General features: G+C 71.2%; 11 protein-coding genes and 1 pseudogene. 7 read left to right on the top strand and 5 right to left on the bottom strand.

All coding sequences use genetic code 11. The features are described from left to right. The first annotated feature begins 72 nt into the window (after window positions 1-72). The gene (locus B073_RS0133295) at window positions 73-1305 is read left to right on the top strand and encodes an MFS transporter (protein WP_018542409.1); all 1233 of its coding nucleotides are present in this window, start codon (window positions 73-75) and stop codon (window positions 1303-1305) included. On the opposite strand, the gene B073_RS0133290 is transcribed toward B073_RS0133295, so the two are convergent. Then, complete coding sequence (locus B073_RS0133290; protein WP_018542408.1) at window positions 1293-1535, bottom strand: hypothetical protein; 243 nt, start codon at window positions 1533-1535, stop codon at window positions 1293-1295. The two genes, B073_RS0133295 and B073_RS0133290, sit on opposite strands and share 13 nt — an antisense overlap. Before the next feature lie 35 nt (window positions 1536-1570). Between B073_RS0133290 and B073_RS0133285 the strand changes: the two genes are divergently transcribed. Further along, window positions 1571-2836, top strand: a complete 1266-nt coding sequence (locus B073_RS0133285; RefSeq protein WP_051094338.1) for a PP2C family protein-serine/threonine phosphatase — start codon at window positions 1571-1573, stop codon at window positions 2834-2836. 84 nt (window positions 2837-2920) lie between these two features. Here the strand turns inward: B073_RS0133285 and B073_RS0133280 are convergent, their stop codons facing one another. The 4 genes from B073_RS0133280 to B073_RS0133265 all read right to left on the bottom strand — a co-directional run bounded on the left by B073_RS0133280 (window position 2921) and on the right by B073_RS0133265 (window position 8478). Next, window positions 2921-3571 (bottom strand): response regulator, encoded by a 651-nt coding sequence (locus B073_RS0133280; RefSeq protein WP_018542406.1) that lies wholly within the window; start codon window positions 3569-3571, stop codon window positions 2921-2923. A gap of 170 nt (window positions 3572-3741) precedes the next feature. Next, window positions 3742-5328, bottom strand: coding sequence for a sensor histidine kinase (locus B073_RS41980; RefSeq protein ID WP_234025226.1), 1587 nt, complete (start codon window positions 5326-5328; stop codon window positions 3742-3744). Window positions 5329-5702: 374 nt separating this feature from the next. Continuing rightward, a complete protein-coding gene (locus B073_RS0133270) occupies window positions 5703-6857 on the bottom strand; it encodes an ABC transporter substrate-binding protein (RefSeq protein ID WP_018542404.1) in 1155 nt (384 codons plus the stop codon). A 445-nt stretch (window positions 6858-7302) separates the two neighbouring features. Beyond that, window positions 7303-8478, bottom strand: a complete 1176-nt coding sequence (locus B073_RS0133265; protein ID WP_018542403.1) for an FAD-dependent monooxygenase — start codon at window positions 8476-8478, stop codon at window positions 7303-7305. A gap of 75 nt (window positions 8479-8553) precedes the next feature. On the opposite strand from B073_RS0133265, the gene B073_RS0133260 reads away from it, so the two are divergent. The 5 genes and pseudogenes from B073_RS0133260 to B073_RS0133240 form a co-directional block, all read left to right on the top strand. Then, the gene (locus B073_RS0133260; RefSeq protein WP_018542402.1) at window positions 8554-9156 is read left to right on the top strand and encodes a TetR/AcrR family transcriptional regulator; all 603 of its coding nucleotides are present in this window, start codon (window positions 8554-8556) and stop codon (window positions 9154-9156) included. A gap of 439 nt (window positions 9157-9595) precedes the next feature. Further along, window positions 9596-10387: a ribosome-inactivating family protein gene (locus tag B073_RS0133255; protein ID WP_018542401.1), complete on the top strand. Its 792-nt coding sequence runs from the start codon at window positions 9596-9598 to the stop codon at window positions 10385-10387. Window positions 10388-10475: 88 nt separating this feature from the next. Further along, the gene (locus B073_RS0133250; protein ID WP_018542400.1) at window positions 10476-15587 is read left to right on the top strand and encodes a DUF6603 domain-containing protein; all 5112 of its coding nucleotides are present in this window, start codon (window positions 10476-10478) and stop codon (window positions 15585-15587) included. Beyond that, window positions 15584-17923 carry a hypothetical protein gene (locus B073_RS0133245; RefSeq protein ID WP_018542399.1) on the top strand — a complete coding sequence of 780 codons (2340 nt, stop codon included), beginning with the start codon at window positions 15584-15586 and terminating at the stop codon, window positions 17921-17923. Before B073_RS0133250 ends, B073_RS0133245 begins: the two co-directional genes overlap by 4 nt. 35 nt (window positions 17924-17958) lie before the next feature. Next, window positions 17959-18415 (top strand): annotated as a pseudogene (locus B073_RS0133240) (hypothetical protein); the annotation flags it as partial.

Raw genomic sequence — 18415 nt, 5'->3', positions numbered from 1 at the left:
CGCGACGCCCTTTCCGCGGCGAGGCGGGCCCCATCCCCCCTGGGCAGCCTCGATCGAGGAGGACTCTTGAGCATGGCGACGACCGGAACGGCCGGAGCAGGCATCGACCGGCGTACCTCAGGCAGCGGCCGGCGGCCCCTCCGAGGGCCGGCCGCCGCGGCGGTGGTCGCCGTGGCCTTTCTGATCACCATGCTCGGCGCGACCATTCCGACACCGCTCTATCCGCTCTACGAACAGCGACTTGGTTTCGGCGGCCTCATGGTGACGGTCGTGTTCGCCATCTATGCGGTGGGCGTGGCCGCGGCGCTGGTGCTGTTCGGCCCACTGTCCGACCAGGTCGGGCGGCGTACGGTACTGATCCCCGGACTGCTGCTGGCGTGCCTGAGCGGACTGGTCTTCCTGATCCCGGACAGCCTGCCTGCCCTGCTCGTAGGACGCATGCTGTCGGGACTGTCGACCGGGGTGTTCACCGGAACGGCCACGGCGATGCTGATCGACCTCGCACCGGCCCGGTCCCAACGCCGCTACGGACTGGCCGCCGCGGCGTCCAACATGCTGGGCCTGGGGCTGGGCCCGGTGTTCGCGGGCGCCCTCGCGCAATACGCGCCCCACCCGCTCCAGTTCCCCTACGCCGTCCACATCACCCTCGCCCTCCTGGCCGCGATCGCGCTGTGTTTTGTACCGGATCCGGTGCGACGCGGGGCGGGCCCGGTCCGCCTGCGGGTGCAGCGCGTCAGCATTCCTGCCGAGGTTCGGGGCACGTTCGTCCGCGCCACGATCGCGGGCTTCGCCGGATTCGCGGTCCTCGGACTGTTCAACGCCGTCGCACCCTCCTTCCTCGCGCAGGAACTCCGCATCACCGACCACCTGCTCACCGGCCTGATCGTGTTCGCCTTCCTGGGAACCTCGGCCGTCGGCCAGGTGGCGTCGACCGCTCTGGCCGAGCGCACGGCCCTGCTGACGGGCTGTGTGGCACTGGCTGCCGGGGCGGCGCTCGTCGGCCTGAGCTTCGAACTACGCAGCCTCGCACTGCTCGTGACGGGTGCCGTGGTGGCCGGCATGGGGCAGGGCATGAGCTTCCGAGCCGGCTTGGCCACCGTGACCACCGTCAGCCCCGCCGAGCGTCGCGGCGAGGTCACCTCGACCTTCTTCCTCGTCCTCTACATCGCCATCTCGTTCCCCGTCATCGCGGTGGGACTGGCCGTCCAGACCTTCGGCCTGATTCCGACCGGTGTGGTCTTCTCCGCCCTCGTCACCCTCACCGCCGCCGGCGCCGCCGCGACCCTCTGCCGTCAAAGGCCCTGACACCGCGCCCTACGCTCCACGCAGCCGGCCGGACGCACTCGGTGATCCCGCGGGCTGGCCTGAGGGGGGCTGCGGAACGTCTCGACGATCGGCCCGTCGACGCGCTTGCGCCGGTCATCCAGGGCGAGGATCTGCGCTGCCAGGCCGGCGAGGATCTGCGCAGCGAGATCATCGCCGGGCAGTGCGGTCTGCCGGGCTTCGGCGGCTTTCGGCGCGGTCACGGCGACCACGACAGTCCCTGCCGCTGTCCGCGCTCGGCGCGATCATGCCTGACGTGAGAGGGGCCGGGATTGGTGTGAGACTGGGCGCGGAAGGGGTGATCCCCGTGCCGGATCCGCCGCACGCGTCCGTCGGTCCCGTAGCCGTCGACGAGAGTCGGCTGGAAGAGCTGATCGTCGAGGCGCAGACGGCCCTTCCGGTCGAACTGCCTGCCCTGGCGAACCGGTGCGCCCGCGCCCTCGACCTGGACGCCGCGCTGATCTACCTCGCTGACCTGCAAGAACGGCTGCTCATCCCACTCAATGAGGCAATGGACCCGCTGCCGGTGGCCGACTCGCTGGCGGGCTGGGCCTACCGCACCGTCTCCCCGAGGGTGGCCGACGTCGACGACGGCGTGATCGTCTGGATGCCTCTGGTCGACGGTGCGGAGCGGCTGGGGGCATTGGCGCTGAGGACCGCCTCGCTCGACGGGGTGCGGATGCGCCGGGGCCGGATACTGGCCCACCTGTTCGCCATGCTGATCACTTCCAAGCGCGCCTACAGTGACTGGCTTGCTGCCCGTGCCCGCACCGTGACCATGGGGTTGCCCGCCGAGATGTTGCGGGCCTTCCTGCCACCCCACACGGTCGGCAGCAGCAGGTGCGTGTCGAGCGCGGTCCTGGAACCCGCGTACGACGTCGCCGGCGACGCCTTCGACCACTCGGTGGTCAAGAACGTGCTGCACACCATGATCCTCGACTCCATGGGGCACGATCTGAACTCCGGCCTGACCGCGTCGGTCGCCATGGCTGCGGCGCGGAACACCCGCCGCGGCGGTGGAGACGTTGCGGACATTGTGGGCTCCGTCGACCAGGCGCTTGTCCAGTGGTTGCCCGACCATTTCTGCACCGGCGTGCTGTGCCGGCTCGACGCGGAGACCGGGGTGCTGCGTTGGGTCAACTGCGGTCACCCGCCGCCGCTGCTGATCCGTGCCGAGCGGGTGCTCGCCGGGGCGCTGGACAGTCCCCCTCAATTCCCCATTGGTCTGGCGAGCCAACTCGCCCCGGTAACCCGGCAGGTACACGAGACGACACTGAAACCGGGCGACCACGTCCTGCTCTACACCGACGGTGTGGTGGAGGCACGCGACGCGGAGGGAGTGGAGTTCGGCCTCGACCGGTTCACCGACTTCATCATCCGCTCCTCCGCCGCGGGCGAACGCCCGGCCGAGGTGCTGCGGCTGCTCATCCACGCCATCCTCGAGCACCAGCGCAACCAACTGCGGGACGACGCGACCATTCTGCTCTTCGAATGGGGCCCGCAGCGCCGGTAGGTTCTCGTCCCAGTCCCAGTCCCAGTCCCAGTCCCAGTCCCAGCCAGTCTCAGTCGCCGGGCCCGGCCCCCGGGGCGGTGGGCGTCAGGCTTCCAGGCCCGCGTCGCGTGCCAGGAGAGCCGCCTGTACGCGGTTCTCGCAGTCCAGCTTGGTCAGGATCCGGCTGACGTACGTTTTGACCGTGGCCTCGCTCATGTGGAGTCGTTGGCCGGCGTTCGCGTTGGACAGGCCCTCGCCCAGGAGGGCCAGGACCTCCAACTCGCGCTCGGTCAACGACTCCAGTCGGCGACGGGCCTGCTCGGCCTGGGCGGTCCGGCCGGACGCCAGCGAGTCCACGACATGACGGGTGGCGCCCGGTGACAGGTATGCCTCGCCGGCCGCCGCGGCGCGCACCGCGCGGATGAGTTCGGCCGGTGCCGAATCCTTGAGCAGGAAGCCCGCGCTGCCTTCGGTGAGGGCGTGCAGCACGTTCTGCTGGGCGCCGAAAGTGGTGAGGATCAGTACGCGGGTGTCGGGGACGGTCCGGCGGAGTTCGGCCAGGGCCGTCAGCCCGTCCATGACCGGCATCTGGATGTCGAGCAGTGCCACATCCACCCGCTGGGCACGCGCCAGCTCGACTGCCTCGCGGCCGTCGCCGGCCTCCGCGACGACCTCGATGTCGTCGGCCGAGGTGAGGATCATCCTGATGCCGGCCCGAATGAGCGGCTCGTCATCCGTGACGAGAACCCTGATCACGACACTCCTGCGCTGTTCCGAGTCCGAGCGGCCCGCGCGGCCACCATGGCATCATCCCCGACATCATCCCCGGACCGGACTCGCGACCCGACAGCGGGACAGGGACCCGGCCCTTCAGTGGGCCAGGGACCCGGTCCTCACCCGCACCGCGCCGTACTGCTTCGGCTCGCTCACGGCCTCGCCGGTGAACCCACCAGGAAGAGCGCGGCGACGACCCCGAGGACCACCACCAGCAGCAGGAGGGCCAGTGCCGCGATCCCACAGCCGATGCCGATGCCGCTGCTTCTCGTGTTCCTGCTCATTGCTCTGGCCAGCTCCTTCGGAAGACCGTTCCCGTCGATGACCGGAACACCTTCGCCCAGGGAGCCGGCCGGGATCTGCTCCCGAAAGTCGCTGGTGGGATCGACGAACGTGGTCTCCGCGTGGTGGGGGGAGAGGCTCGTGGAACTGACTTCCGGCGAGGCGTAGGGCAGCACGCCCGCCAGTCGGAAGCCGCCGTCCGCCGTCGGGCCCGCGTGCACCATGCCTCCGATGAGCCGGGTCCGTTCGCCGAGCCCGGTCAGTCCCTGACCGCCGCTCACCACGCTCCGGCCGCTGGCCGCCGTCTCCGGGACGGGGCCGTTCGCGACCTCCACGACCAGCGCATCGGGCTCGTACCGCAGCTCAACGGTGATCGCAGCACCCGGAGCATGCTTATGGGCGTTGGTCAGCCCCTCCTGCGCGATGCGGTACGCCGCGTGGTCGGCGGTCGGGAGGAGCGGGCGCGGTTCGCCGCAGCGCCGCAGCGCAACGGCCGTCCCCGCGCTCCGGGACGCCCCCACCAGGCTCTCGATCCCGGCCACCCCGCGCGACGGCGCCGCGGCGTCCTCTTCTCCCGTGGTCTGACCGGCAGGGGAGGAAGCGCTCCTGCCGGGGCTCTCGGTGCCGTCCCGGAGCAGTCCCACCACCTCGCGCAGCTCGTGCATCGCGGCCACCGATGCCTCGCGCAGTACACCGACGGCTTCCCGCTGCCGTCCGGTCAGTTCCCGGTCCACCTCCAGCGCCCCGGTGTGGACCGAGATGAGCGTGAGGTGATGGCCGAGGCTGTCGTGCATGTCCTGCGCGATGCGCTGGCGTTCCCGCATCCGGGCCTGGCCGGCGACCATGGCGCGTTCGCGCAGCAGCTGGGCGTTGTACTCCCGCAGCGTGTCCGTCAGCGTGCGGCGCTGCGACCAGTAGCGGCTGATGAGGCCGGGGACGACGATCGCGACCAGCAACAGCGGGCCGGCGAAGGCCAGGGTCAGCAATACCGGGGGCGAAGCCCTCAGGAGGCTCAGGCCGAGGCTGAGCACGTATGCGGCGGCGAAGGTACCGGCCGCCTTGCCGACTCCGTCGATCCGCCGCCCGGCCGACCAGGCGGCGACCAGGAGCAGCGGGCCGAGACCACTGAACTGGGGCAGGCCGATGGCGGGGAGCAGAAGCACGGTCGCGGGCAGGACACGACGCAGGGGTGACAACACCGCAGCGGCCAGCCCCACGGCCACGGCCGGTCCGACGCCGGCGCCGAACGCCAGCCCGGCGGGGATCTCGGAGGCCGCCGCCAGCAGCCCGAGTACCAGGCTCAGCAGCGTTTCGCCCACGATGCGCCAGGGAGTCCACATCCCCGGGGCGAAGAGCGCCCTGACGGGGTCGGCCAGCCGTCGGGGTGCCGAGCGCAGCCCCGCTGTCAATACCCGGCGGGCCGAGGCCCAACCGTCCGTACGTTCCACACGCGTCACAGGGCAACGTTAGGCGGCCACGGCCCGGCACCGCACTCGCCATTGGTCGCGATGGCCGACGACGAAAGTCGCCTCTACGGCCGCCACCCGGCATCAGAACAGCGTCAGGATGGCGTCAAGACGGCGTGACGACCGCATCTGCTGAGTGTCTGCCGGCCCCGGGCGGCAGGCTCGCCGGGTTCCGGGTTCCGGGTTGCGGTCAGGTCAGTGGCCGGGCGCCAGATGGCCGGAATGCCGGCACGGAAACGGCGCTCACCTCGGGGCAACGAGAGGCAACGAGGTGAGCGCCGGCGCACGTCATGAGCGGTTCCGCCGAGGTTCGGGCGAAGTCGTCGCGCTGTGGCGGGTGGGCGGCGGATCGTGCCGCGTCGCGGTCATCCCGAGGCGGCTTCGCTCCAGCTCTGGGAGAGGACGAACTTGGCGCTGCTCTGCTGGGCCTCGGTCGGGAAGGTCGGCGTGCCGGAGACCTTGGGCAGCTTCGCCGCCGCGGCCTTGTCGAGCGTGCCGGCCTTCTCCATCACGTTCATCAGAGCCGGGCGGGCGTATCCCTTGAGCCTGAGGTTCTGGCCCTCGGGGCTGTAGAGGTACTCCTGCCACAGGCGCGCGGCCGCGGGGTGCGGAGCGTACTTGTTGATGGCCTGCGAGTAGTACTGGGAGAACTGGCCGTCCGAGGGGACCGTGACCGTCCAGTCGAGGCCCTTGGACTTGAACTCGTCGGTGTACCCGGCGTTGAGGTAGTCCCAGTCGATGCTGATCGGCGTCTTGCCCGCTTTGATGGTGTCCGAGGTGGATGCGACGGTTGTGAAGTTGCCGCTCTTCTTCAGCTTGGTGAAGAAGTCTATGCCGGGCTGGATGTCGTCGAAGGAGCCGCCGTTGGCGAGGGAGGCCGCGTACACGGCGCCGAAGGCCGAACCCGACTTGGTCGGGTTGCCGTTGAGCGCGATCTCCCCCTTGTACTGCGGCTTGAGCAGATCCTTGAAACTGGTCGGGCAGGTGTGCACACGCTTGGCATCGCAGCCGAAGGAGATATAGCCGCCGTAGTCGTTCGCCCAGCGGCCGATCGAGTCCTTCTGGTCATCGGAGATGCCATTGACACCGGTGGCCATGTACGGCGCGAGCAGCCCCTGCTGGGCGGCGCTCTGCGCGAAGGAACTGCCGAGGTCGAGGACGTCGGGTGCGTTGTCCTTGCCCTGGCGCGAGGTGACCGCGCTGATCTCGTCCTGGCTGGCGCCGCTGGGGTTCTCGTCCTCGACCTTGATGCCGTACTTCTTCTCGAAACCGTCGATCAGGGCGCCGTAGCTGGCCCAGTCGCGGGGCAGCGCGATCGCATGCAGCGTGCCCTCCTTCTTGGCCTCCTTGACCAGGGCGTCCATGCCGCCGAATGCCTGGGCCGTGGTGGCGGAGGCCGCGCTCTTCCCGCCGGATGTGGCCGACGTGTCGGAGTCCGCGCCACAGGCACTGAGGGTGAGGGCGGCGGCGGTGGTGAGGACGCCGGTGAGGACGGCGGTTCTCGGAAGGGGGACGGTCACGGACTCTCCAGGGGTACGCACAGAGGTTTGAGGGGGTTCATGCGGGGCCACACAGGGGATGCACGTGGGGGGTGAGCACCTGTCCGACGTTGAGCTGAACAAGCTGCGCCTCAGTAGGCCCAACTATGGTGTCCGTAAGGTAAACGATGGGGAAACTAATTACTTCGTTTCTCTCGAAATCGCAGCTCACGGAACTCCTCAATGGCGCTGGCGGTCTGACTGGACCCGCACTTCCACGGCTTGCGCCGGCCCTAATTCATCGCTTCGAGGAGAGATATTCCGCTTTGCGATGGTTCAGCTTCCGGTGTCCGGCTTCTGGCTTCCAGGCCACGGTGGATCGACTTGCAGATCCCCTTTATGCGGGCACCCACGCCATGCTGGTGGGTGCGCGTGAACGTCGAGTCCATGGCCGCGCAGGTGGCGCTTCAGCCCTGAACAGCGATGATCATTTCGGCACTTCCTGATCAGGTGAGGTTGCGCGACGACGGCGTAGCGCCCGGCGTATCGGCTGCACGCCTGATGCGAGGGGCCAGAGCCGTGTCGCCGCGTTCCGGGCCGCGATGCTGAACCGACTCGTCGGGATGAGCAGTGCGGTCGCCTGCCTGACGGCTCGCTGCTTGGGCGCTACCAGCCGTCGGTGTTCCCTTTCGTAGCGGCGGAACGCCCCCTCGTGGTCCGCCGGGGTCGCGGCCAGCGCCTCGGCCAGCGTCGATGCCCCGGCCATCGCCAGGGTCGAGCCCGCTCCGAAGAGCGATACGCACGAGGCGGCGTCGCCGAGCAGCGCCACCCGGCCGATGGACCACCGATCCAGCCTGACCTGGCTCACCGAGTCGAAGTAGAGATCGTCGACGTCGCCCACCCGCTGAAGGAGTTCGGGGACGTGCCACCCGGCGCCGATGTAGGCGGCGATGAGACGGCGCTTGTGGTCCGCGGTGTTCCGGTGGTCGAAGCCTTCGTCACCGGGCCCGCGGTACATGAACGCGGCCATGGCCTTTCCGCGACCGGGGTGCAGGGCGACGGCCCGGCCGGGCGCATTGTGCAGGAGGACCTTGTGGCGGTCGAGGCCCAGGTCGTCCACGGGCATGGTGGCGACCCAGACCCCCAGGTGCTGCACGTAAGCGCTTTCCGGACCGAAGGTGAGTCGCCGGGTCCGCGAGTGCAGCCCGTCGGCGCCGATGACCAGGTCGAACCGGCGCGGTGGGGCGTGCTCGAAGGTGACGTCGACGCCGCCCGCGTCCTGGTGCAGCGTGGCGATGGAGTCGCCGAAGAGGAACTCGGCCTCCTCGCGTGCCGCCTCGAAGAGGATCGTCGCGAGGTCGAATCGAGGAAGCTCGACCGAGTCCCCCATGGTCTGCATCGGGATGCGGCCGACTCGGCGGCCGGAGTCGTCGACGAAGCACAGCTCGGTCACCTCGGTGCCCGCGGCGCGCAGTTGGGGCATGATCCCCATCTGCTCGGCGGCCGAGACGGCTGGGCCGCGGACGTCGACGGGGCTGCCGCTGGAGCGCAGGCCCTGCGCGTGCTCAACGACGGTCGGCCGGAACCCGTGGCGAGCCAGCCAGTACGCGAGGGTGGGGCCGGCGATGCCGGCTCCGGAGATCAGAACGGCCCGGGGCGTCATGGACGAAGCGTAATTGCACTCAGTGCCGATATGCAATGAGTGCAATTACGCACTGGGTGCAGTATCCTGTCCGGTGTGACCTCGCATCGTGAGCGCAAACGAGAACGCACCCGGCAAGCGATCGTCGACGCCGCCGCCGACCTCTTCGAACGCCACGGCTACGAGGGGACGACGATCGCCGACATCGCCGCCGCGGCCGAGATCGGCACGCGGACGTTCTTCAGCTACTTCGCGAGCAAGGAAGAGCTGCTCTTCCCGGAAAGTGATGCCCGCGTCGCCGCTGCCGTCGCCGTGATCGAGGGGCGCGAGCCCGGGGATCGCCCTGCCGACCTGCTGCTGCGTGCGCTCCGAAACGTCAACGAGAGCAATACGGAGATGGCCGGCTCGATGGCCCGTCTCCGGATGCGGCTGGCACAGTCCGTTCCCGTTGTGCGCGGAAGGGCGCTGCAGGAACAGTCGGACGCCCAACTGGAGATCGCCCGGCACCTGCAGGCGGCGTTCCCCGACGAGTTGGACGCGGTGCAGGCGGCCGCCATGGTCGGGGCCTTCATCGGCGCGGTCACCGGCGCACTGCAAGTGCTGCTCGCCGAACCGGACGCCTTGGCCCATCCGCGGCGACTCCAGCGGCGGATGCAGCAGGCCACCGAGATGGCGCTGCGGCCGTTCCTGGGGGAGTAGAGGGCGAGTTCGGTGTCCGGTCGGGAGTAACGGCTCGATCCGTGCCCGGTGTGGGCGGTCAGGGGAACCCGATGCCCCGCTTCCGTAGACCGGCCGCCGCCGCAGGAAATGGCGAAAGGCGGGCCCAAGTTCTTGGGCATGCTGACTTTTTGACGCCGTTTTCGTCGGTGCTCCGGTGTCGATCCAATCGCTGATCGATGATCGCCGCTCTCTGATCTTGTTCTGGAATCGATTGGCAATCGAACCAGATTGGCTGGCGGCGATGAGGGAAGTGGCTGGTTTCGCGGCGAGTTGAGTGTTGCCCGTCGATGTGGTTCCGGATTCACCTATGTCCGGAAGGTGTCGTCGGCTCCAGGTGCATACTTGTCGGGCATACCCCGGATGTGACTTGATGAGCGGCCTGCGCATCGGCCGCACGTGGGGTGGGAGGGGTTTGTGTATGGCCCTGGAACGTGACGACATTCTCCTGAGGGCGCTGGACTTCAGTGACGAAAGCGCGTCGGGACCACAGAAGTTCAAGAACGTGATCGATTTTCTGCGTAGGCGCTATGCCGCCTACACGCCCCAACAGACCGGTGACCGGCGCTTCTTCATGATCGATGTGGTGCTGGACGACAAGCGGTCGGTGCAATTCTACTTCCTGAAGCGGAACCTTTACGGGCGGGGCTACACGGTCGACAACGGCAAGAAGTACATGGCGGCCTGGCTCAAGGACGAGGCCAAGCTGAAGGACGAGGAGAAGGACAAGCTCGTCCCTACGGGCCTGAGCCATATGAAGAAGCATTTCCTGCCGTCAGAATACGGTTCGACGGCTGGTCAGGACTGGCTGTCGAGCGAGACGATGGCTCAAAAGCTGACCACCCTGCACACGCATCTCACGGACGTCTCCGCGGGGAAGAGCGTCGATCCGAAGAAGGCCACGACCGCGCTGCATGTGATCGCGAGGATGACGGCCGAGATGGCCCGGTTCGGTCTGTTCGCCACGGAACTCGTCACCAATTGGGAGATGGGGATCGGCCAGGAGCACACGGTCACTCTCAAGGTCGACTACGGGGCCGGTGGCAAGAAGGACTACACGACGCCGCAACTCAAGGTCGCCTTTCCCGAGTGGGAAGCCGTGACCAAGACCGAGTCGGGTCTGCGGACCGACTTCCGGCTTGGCGGCAAGCTCATGGTCACGGCCGAGGCCAAGGCGATACTCGCCGACGGCGCCCGGTGGCGGGCGGGCTGAGACCCGCCGCACCGGACCCTGCACACCCGGCACGTGATTCCCCTCGTCCCCATGGGCGGAACTTCCTCGCGACAGAGCGGAGACCGGTATGAAGACGTCGCGCCCCCACGAACGGACCGCGGTGGATCTGGAGGCACTGCGGGACCACCTTCTGAGCCTGGGGTCACCTCCGACCCTCACCGCCGCCGACGCGCGACTGCCCGACTCCTTACGGGACATGCTCGCCGTGTTTCCCGGCGGAGTCCTCCAGGGCGCGGCCGGCTCCGGCACTCCGGAGGTGGACGCGGGCCGCACCCGGCTCACCCTCCCCCTCACCTGCGCCGTGCAGAACTGGCCCGCGGCAACCGCCATGACCGTCGCGGTGACCGAGGTGACGGTGACCGTCACCGCCGAGGGCGTCACCACCCTCCTCCTCGGTGCGACGTTCGCGAAGAACAACGTGACCGCCACGCTGACCGCTGACGGGCCCGGCCGGATCGCCGCGGCAGTACGGCCCGAACAGCCCGGCGTGTTCGCCGGCGCCCTGGAGGAGCTCGCCCGGTCCTTCGCCGGGGACGCCGTGTGGGAGAGCGCCGCGCGCGGTCTCGCGGACTTCGGCTTCTCGCCCGACGACGTCGCCGGCTTCGACTACCGCCTCACCTCGCAGGACGGGGCGTACGAGGCCACGTCGATGGCCGTCGTCGCCACGCTCGCGCTTCCGGCGCCCAGCGGCCCCGCGCCCGCACTCGACGTCGCCCTCTGGTTCCCCGACCTCCGGATCACCGGTGGGCTCAAGGAAGGCGAACCCGCCGACGTCCACGCGATCCTGACCTCGTTCGGCCTGCCGGTGGACGACGTCCCCGACACGCTCGGGACGGCCGAACTGCGCTTCGCCGCCGATCTCGGCGACGCCTACGCCCTCCGGCTGAAGCTCACCGGAGACTGGCAGCTCGGCCCCTTCACCCTCGAGAGCCTGTCCCTGAACCTCTCGTACAACAGCACCGAGAAGTTCGTCGCCCGGTTCGGCGGAACGGTGGCGATCGGCCCGGACATCACCGTCGACCTCGCCGCCGCCCGGCGCGCCGGCGGCCGGGGCTGGACCTTCCGTGGCGGCGTCACGTCCGGCGACGCCTTCGGCATGCCGCAGGTCGTCGCGGCGCTGGGCCTCACCGATGTGCCGGAGGCCGTCGCGAGCCTCGGTCTCACCGGCCTCTGGCTCACCCACACCACCGGAACCCCGAAGACCGAGTTCCGCTGCACCGGCGAGTTCTCGGTCACCGAGGACGTCACCGCCGCCCTCACCGTGACGATCACACGGGACGCCGGAGGGGTACGGTACGGCGGGACTCTCGCCATCGAGGCTTTCGCCTTCGACGTCCTGCTGGACACGGCGGGCGCCGGCACCGACGTGATCGTCGCGACCTTCCGGAACGCCGACGGCGAGCCCCTGCGGATCTCCCTGCGCGACTGGATCGCCACAGTCCTCCCCGACGCCGCCGCGGCCATCCCCGCCGACCTCACGCTCGGGCTCTCCGACGCCAAACTGGTCCGCGTAAAACCCCCAGGCGGAACCCCCCGCTTCTGCCTCGGGCTCGATCTCTCCGCCCGGCTGGACCTTTCCGCCCTGCCGCTCGTCGGCGAGTACCTGCCCGCCGCGGGTGACCTGGGAATCGACAATCTGCAAGTCGTCTACAGTTCCGGCGACTTCGACGCCACGACCACGGCCACCGTCAACCGCCTGCTGGCCACGGCAGGGGTGGGGCCGCTGCCCGCGGTCGGACTCAAGGCGGGGCCGGCCGCCCGTGCCGATCTGCGCCTGGGGCCGGCCATCCTGGAGCTGTCCGCCGGTATGTCCGCCCCGATGTCGCCGACGACACCGTCCTCCCCTGCGCTCCCCGCCGCCGGCACCGACGGCGGCCTGCCCGCCGCGCTCTCCGCCGCACCGCCCGCCGACCGAGGCGGACTGTGGGTGGATGTGGGCCGTGCCTTCGGGCCCGTACAGATCCAGCGCATCGGGCTCGCCTATGAGCGCGGCATGCTGTGGTTCATGTTCGACGGCTCCCTGGGCGCCGTCGGACTCGACATCGCCGTCCAGGGGCTCGGCCTCGGCTTCGACCTCGACGGCGACCCCCTGTTGCCCGAGCCCCGGCTCGACGGGCTGCTGGTCTCCTTCGAGCGGCCGCCGCTGCGCGTCGGCGGGGGACTGATCACCCGCCGGCAACCGGGCTACGACCTGATGGTGCAGGGTCAACTCGCCATCGAGATGCCGACCTTCGGCGTCACCGCGGTCGGCGCCTACCAGCGCAAGACGGGCGGCGCGACCTCGATGTTCGTCTTCGGCCGGGCCACCGCCGCGTTCGGCGGCCCGCCCCCGTTCCGGGTGACCGGCGTGGCGCTGGGCTTCGGCTACAACAGCTCGGTACGCGTCCCCCGCCAGGACGAGGTCAGCACCTTCCCCTTCGTGGCCGGGCTCGACGGCGACCTGCCCGACGACCCGATGCAGGCGCTCGCCCGGCTCACCGACGGCTCACCGCCCTGGGTCACGGCCCGCGAGGGGCAGATCTGGCTGGCCGGCGGGCTGGACTTCACCTCCTTCGAGTTCCTCCGCGCCCGCGTGCTGCTCCTGCTGGAGGCGGGCCACGACCTGACCGTCGCCCTCCTCGGGCACGCCGTGGCGAGCTTCCCCAAGAAGGGCAAGGCGTACGCCCGTATCGGCGTCGACCTGCGGGTCGTCTTCCAGTCGGCGCGCGGCGAACTCGCCGCCTCCGCCCAGCTCGTCGACTCCTACGTCATCGACCCGTCGTGCGTCCTCACCGGCGGCTTCGCCTTCTCCTCGTGGTTCGCCCCGAGCGACCACGCCGGCGGCTTCGTGCTCACCGTCGGCGGCTACCACCCCGACTATCGGCCGCCCCGCCACTTCCCGGCCGTCCCGCGCCTCGGCTTCACCTGGTCCGTCGGCTCCGCCGTCTCCCTCACCGGCGCCGCCTACTTCGCTCTGACCCCCAACGCCGTCATGGCCGGCGGGCTGCTCGACGTGCGCTACAACGCGGGCATCGTCGAGGCATGGCTGACCGCCAAGGCCGACATCCTCATCCAGTGGGCGCCCCTGCACTTCCGGGCCGGGATCTCGGTCCGCGTCGGCGCCAAAGTCAGGCTGCTGTTCACGGTCAGCGGAGAACTGGGCGCCTCGCTCGACCTCTGGGGCCCGCCCACCGGCGGCACGGTCACCGCGAAGTTCGCCTTCATCACCGTCACCGTGCGGTTCGGCGCCTCCCTCACCGACCCGGCGCACCTGGACTGGAACGAGTTCCGCAGCCAGCTCCTGCCGCCCGCGAAGCCGCTCACCGCCCACCCCCTCACCGGCCTGCTGACCGACTCCGACGCCGACCCCGAGCTGCGCGCCGCACGTGTCGAAGCCGGTACGGAACCCTGGCTCGCCGACCCCGCTGGCTTCTCCTTCGCCGTCTCCGGCGTGGTGCCCACCGCTCGGACGCAGTTCAACCAGCGCGATCCGGTCGGCGCGGACACCGTCGACATCCGTCCCATGGGCAAGAAGGACATCGACGGCCTCCTGCACGTCACCGTCGCGTTCAGCGACACCCGCCGCGGACAGACCGCGAACTGGCGCGCCGTCCCCGGCGAGGAGCTCTGGCGCGTCGAGCCCCAACACGGGAACGTGCCGTTCGCCCTCTGGGGCGACCCGGACGTCCCCCAGGACAAAACGCTCGGCCAGGACCCCCTGCTCGACCACATCACCGGACTGCGCGTCACCGTGCCCGGCCCGAAGACCGTCGGCCAGGACCTCGGCCCCATCGCCGAACGCGACCTCGCCCAGGAGAAGCTCAACCCCGACGCCCTGCTGCCCCTCGACCCCGGCGCCCTGCCCGGTGGCTCCCCGGTGCACCTGGCAGAGCCGGACGGGGCAGGCGTCGGCATCCTCGCCGACGAGCTCACCACGCTCTCCGCCGGCACCGCCCGCACCCGGATGCACAGCGCCCTCGCCGGTCTGCTGCCCGGCAGCCCGCTCCCCAACGGCACCGTGAGCGCATACGCCGACGGGGCCCGCACCCTCGGCCTCGACGCCGACCCGCTGCTGCTCACCGAGGACCCGGCACCGCCGCACCCCGACCCGGTCCTGCTCGTCCTCGACGACACCACCGGGCAGATCCTCACCGTCGACCCGCTCACCACGGCCGTCATCGGCCGGATCCCGGTCGGCCGGCCCGGCCCGTACCTCGCCGTCACCTCCGTGGACGGCGCGAGCCTGTACGCGATCGGGCCCGACGGGCAGGAGATCGCCGTCATCGACACCGTCGCCCAGCGGGCCAGGCCGCCGCGCACCGGCCTCACCCTCGGTGGCCGGCCCACCGTCCTCGCGGTCAGGCGCGACGCCACCCGCGCGGTCGTCGCCTGCCCCGCGCCCTGGGCGGCCGCCTGCGTCGACCTCACCGGGGACACCCCGCCGGTGCACACCCGCGTCGACCACCAGGACGTACGCAACTTCGGCGGCATCGCCGTCGACGTCGAGGCCGGGCGCCTGTACGTCAACGCCAACGACGCCAGCAGCACCGTCACCTACGACACCTCGGCCGGCGAACTCCGGGGCAAGGTCTGGGGGCCCGCCACCCCCACGTTCGTCACCCCGGGGGAGACGGGCCGGGTGTACGTCTACGGGGCCGCCGCCGGCAGCAACGGCCAGGTGCAAGTGATGCCGGTGCCGACCAGCGGTGCCACGTACCGGCCGTACGACTTCACCGTCCCCGGCACGGCGCTGGCCATGCTGACCACCTCGGCCCGGCGGGCCGTCGTCCTGCGCAGGACGGGCGACACCGGCCACGTCGTCACCTTCTACGAACAGCCGCACTCCTCCCCGCCCGTCACGGTCAAGGAGTCCGAGGTCGCCGTGGGCGCCGCCCCGCTCGCCCTCGCGCTGGACCCCCGCGACCGGGCCTGGGTGCGGCACGCGGCCGCGGTGTCCGTCGTGGCCGGCGGCGAGCTGCTCGCCGAACTCCCGCTCGGCGCCGCGCCGTTGTCCCTCACCTTCACCCCCGACGCCGGCCGGGCGTTCATCGCCTGCGACGACGCGACCGTCGCCGTCGTCGACCTCGGCGCCGACGGACCGGCCGTCACCGGGCGCTGGCAGCTGCCGCCCGGCACCGTCGCCTCCGCCGCGCTGTTCACCACCTTCTCCGCGACCGCCTCGGAAGGGGCCGCACGATGACGGACCAGCTCGACGCCCCCGTGCCGGTCACCGACCCCGGCTTCGTCCTGCACTTCCGCGACAACCGCGAACCCGCCATCGACGCCGGGCTGTACCACATCCACGCCGAGCAGACCCTGCCCGGCGTGGACACCGGCGACTACCTCGTGCCCGTCGAGGAGACCTTCGAGGTACGCGCCCCGCAGTTCGCGCTCGCCGACGACCAGGTGCATGCCGTCAACCCCGCACCCGGCACCCACGCCGACCACTCCACGACCCTCGCCCACCTCACCCTGGCCAACCCGCTGCTGCCCTGGATGCGACGCCTGGACGAACCCGGCCGCGCCGACGCCGCGCCGGCCGAACCCTGGCTCGCCCTGCTGGTGTTCGCTGAGGGCGAGCTCCCCGCCGACCCCCGGGCCGACGCCGTGACCGTGACCCGCACCGCCGAGGAACTGCTCACCGACGCCGACGGCGTACGGCACCCCAGCATCGACCCCGGCCAGATCGAGGGCGACCGCACCGCACCATGCCGCACGGTCGACATCCCCGGCGACGTCTTCGCCACCGTCGTGCCCCGCACCGAGGAGCTCCGGCACCTCCTGCACGTCCGCGACGTCACCACCGACACCGGCCTGCGCGGCGAACAGCTCGCCGAGGGCGCGTACGCCGTCGTCCTCTCCTCCCGGCTGCCCGACCGGACCGTCCAGGCGCGGTACGCCGCGCACCTCGTCGCCCTGGAGGGCTGCCGGTCGATCCTCGCCGACGCCGACGCGGGCCGGCTCACCCACGAGGTGACCGTCCGGCTGGCCGCGCTGCACAGCTGGTCCTTCACCAGCGACCCGGCCCCCGGCGGCGGCTTCGCCGGCCGGGTGCGCCACTTCCTCTTCGACACCACCGGCCGGCAGCGCGACCTGCTGCTGCGCCTGCCCCCACCGCCGCCCGGAGACGGCTCCGAGGCCCGCGCGACCGCCCTCGCCCGCCTGGAGTCCGGCCGGGTGCCGCTGCCCTACCGGCTGGAGACCGGCGAGGACACCTACGCGTGGTACCGGGGGCCGCTCACTGCCGAACCCGCCCAGAAGCTCCCCGACACCCCGAAGCCCGGCTGGACCAGCGCCGCCCAACTCATGGTCTACGAGCGGGCCTGGGGCCTCTTCGACACGGGCTGGGGCGCGGCCTGGACGCTCGGCCGGGCCCTCGCGCTCGCCGACGCCGACTTCGCCGCGACCCTGTCCGCCTGGCACGCCAAGGCCCGCGCCCGCGCGGCCGCCATGGCCCAGCGGCTCACCGCGCCCGGACTCGGCGCACCGGCCTCGGCACGCGACGCCGCCGCCTGCCACGCCCGGGCCATGGGTCCGCGCCCCTTCGGCGGCCTGCTGGAGGAACTCGTGGCCGACGGCACCGCCGCCCGTCTCCTGCGCGCGGCCACCCACCCCGCCGCCGTCCGGCCCGTTCCCCCACCACCGGACCCCCTCCGGCACGCCCCCATGGCCGGACACCGGGGCGCGGGCCGGGCCGCCCGCACCGCCGCACTCCTCGCCGACCCGCCCACCGCGCTGCGCACCGCCCTCGCCGCCCATCTCGCCGACGACGCCGCACCCGTCACCGCCTGGCTCCGCAAGCTGCGCCTCCTGCACAACGTCCCCTTCCCCGCCCTCGTCCCCGACGAGAGCGCCCTGCCCGCCGAGTCCCTGCGCGTGTTCTACGTCGACCCCGGCTGGCTCACCGCCCTGGTCTCCGGCGCCGCCGGTATCGCCCTCACCGGCGAACTCGACGCCGCCGTGGCCCGCATCGCCGCACCCTGGGCACGCGACGACGAAACCGTCACCCCCCGCGCGGGCGTCCTCATCCGCTCCGCGCTCGTCCGGGAGTGCCCCGGCCTGCTCGTCCGCCCCTACGAGGGACACGGGGACACCCGCAAGCCCATCGCCGTGCTGCGCCAGGACGCCCTCGGCCCCGACGTGCTCCTCGTGCTCTTCGCGCAGGTGCCCGACGAGATCGAGCTGGCCGAACCGCCGGAGGGACTCTCCTTCGGCATCGACACCGACCTGGAAGGCCGCCGGTCGATCAATCTCCGGAGGGTCGACGCCCCGGTCGCCCAAGAGATCACCAACGAGGCGTTCCCGAACCCCCCGGGCCCCGACGGGCTCGACGCCCACCTGCGCCCCGACCCGGCCGGCCGCCCCGCCGTCCTCGACCTCCGCCCCACCGCCGACACCGGCCTGCTGCGCGCGCTCGGCGCCCGGCTGACCGCCCTCGGCCAGCAGGCCGCCCGGGACTTCGGCCCCGCCGGACTCGCCACCCAGCTCGTCAACGCGCCCCTCCGCCAGCTCATCACCCGCGAGCCGGCCCGATGACCGCACACCGTCCACAGAAAAGGCAGGCAGACGCAGTGACGGATACCCCGGGAGCGGCCGCCGCACAGCAGCCGCTCGTCGTCCCCATGCCGATCGAGGCCCTGGCCGTCAACGAACGGGTCCGCCTGGCCGAGGTCTTCCAGCGGTGGCAGGCCAACTACGCCCTCACCCGGCTCAACCTGTCGCCCGAACCGCCCGCGTTCTCCAACACGGACACCGCCTTCAACTCCGACCCCGCACGCGAAGGCGTCTACCTGCACTGGCAGTTGCCCGAGGCCCTCACGCACGGCACCGACACCGACGGCGACGGCGTCCCCGTCTTCCCGCTCGTCCCCAACCGGTGGCTGGTCGTCCGCCAGGCCGTCGCCACCGGGTCCGGGGAGCGCACCGACACCGGCTGGATCGTCGAGAGCGACCACCTCGACCCGGCCCTCGGCACCAGCCCCTACATGGACCGCGACGGGCGCCTCACCCGCATCGGGCGCCGCGTCG

The sequence above is a fragment of the Streptomyces sp. MspMP-M5 genome, assembly GCF_000373585.1.
In the GTDB taxonomy this organism is placed as follows: Bacteria; Actinomycetota; Actinomycetes; order Streptomycetales; family Streptomycetaceae; genus Streptomyces.
This window is presented reverse-complemented; position numbering and strand designations above follow the sequence as displayed.

Coding starts and splice junctions, on each gene's coding strand:
- B073_RS0133255 (WP_018542401.1), top strand. CDS start 9,596: ATGGCCCTGGAACGTGACGACATTCTCCTGAGGGCGCTGGACTTCAGT.
- B073_RS0133295 (WP_018542409.1), top strand. CDS start 73: ATGGCGACGACCGGAACGGCCGGAGCAGGCATCGACCGGCGTACCTCA.
- B073_RS0133285 (WP_051094338.1), top strand. CDS start 1,571: ATGCCTGACGTGAGAGGGGCCGGGATTGGTGTGAGACTGGGCGCGGAA.
- B073_RS0133245 (WP_018542399.1), top strand. CDS start 15,584: ATGACGGACCAGCTCGACGCCCCCGTGCCGGTCACCGACCCCGGCTTC.
- B073_RS0133265 (WP_018542403.1), bottom strand. CDS start 8,478: ATGACGCCCCGGGCCGTTCTGATCTCCGGAGCCGGCATCGCCGGCCCC.
- B073_RS0133250 (WP_018542400.1), top strand. CDS start 10,476: ATGAAGACGTCGCGCCCCCACGAACGGACCGCGGTGGATCTGGAGGCA.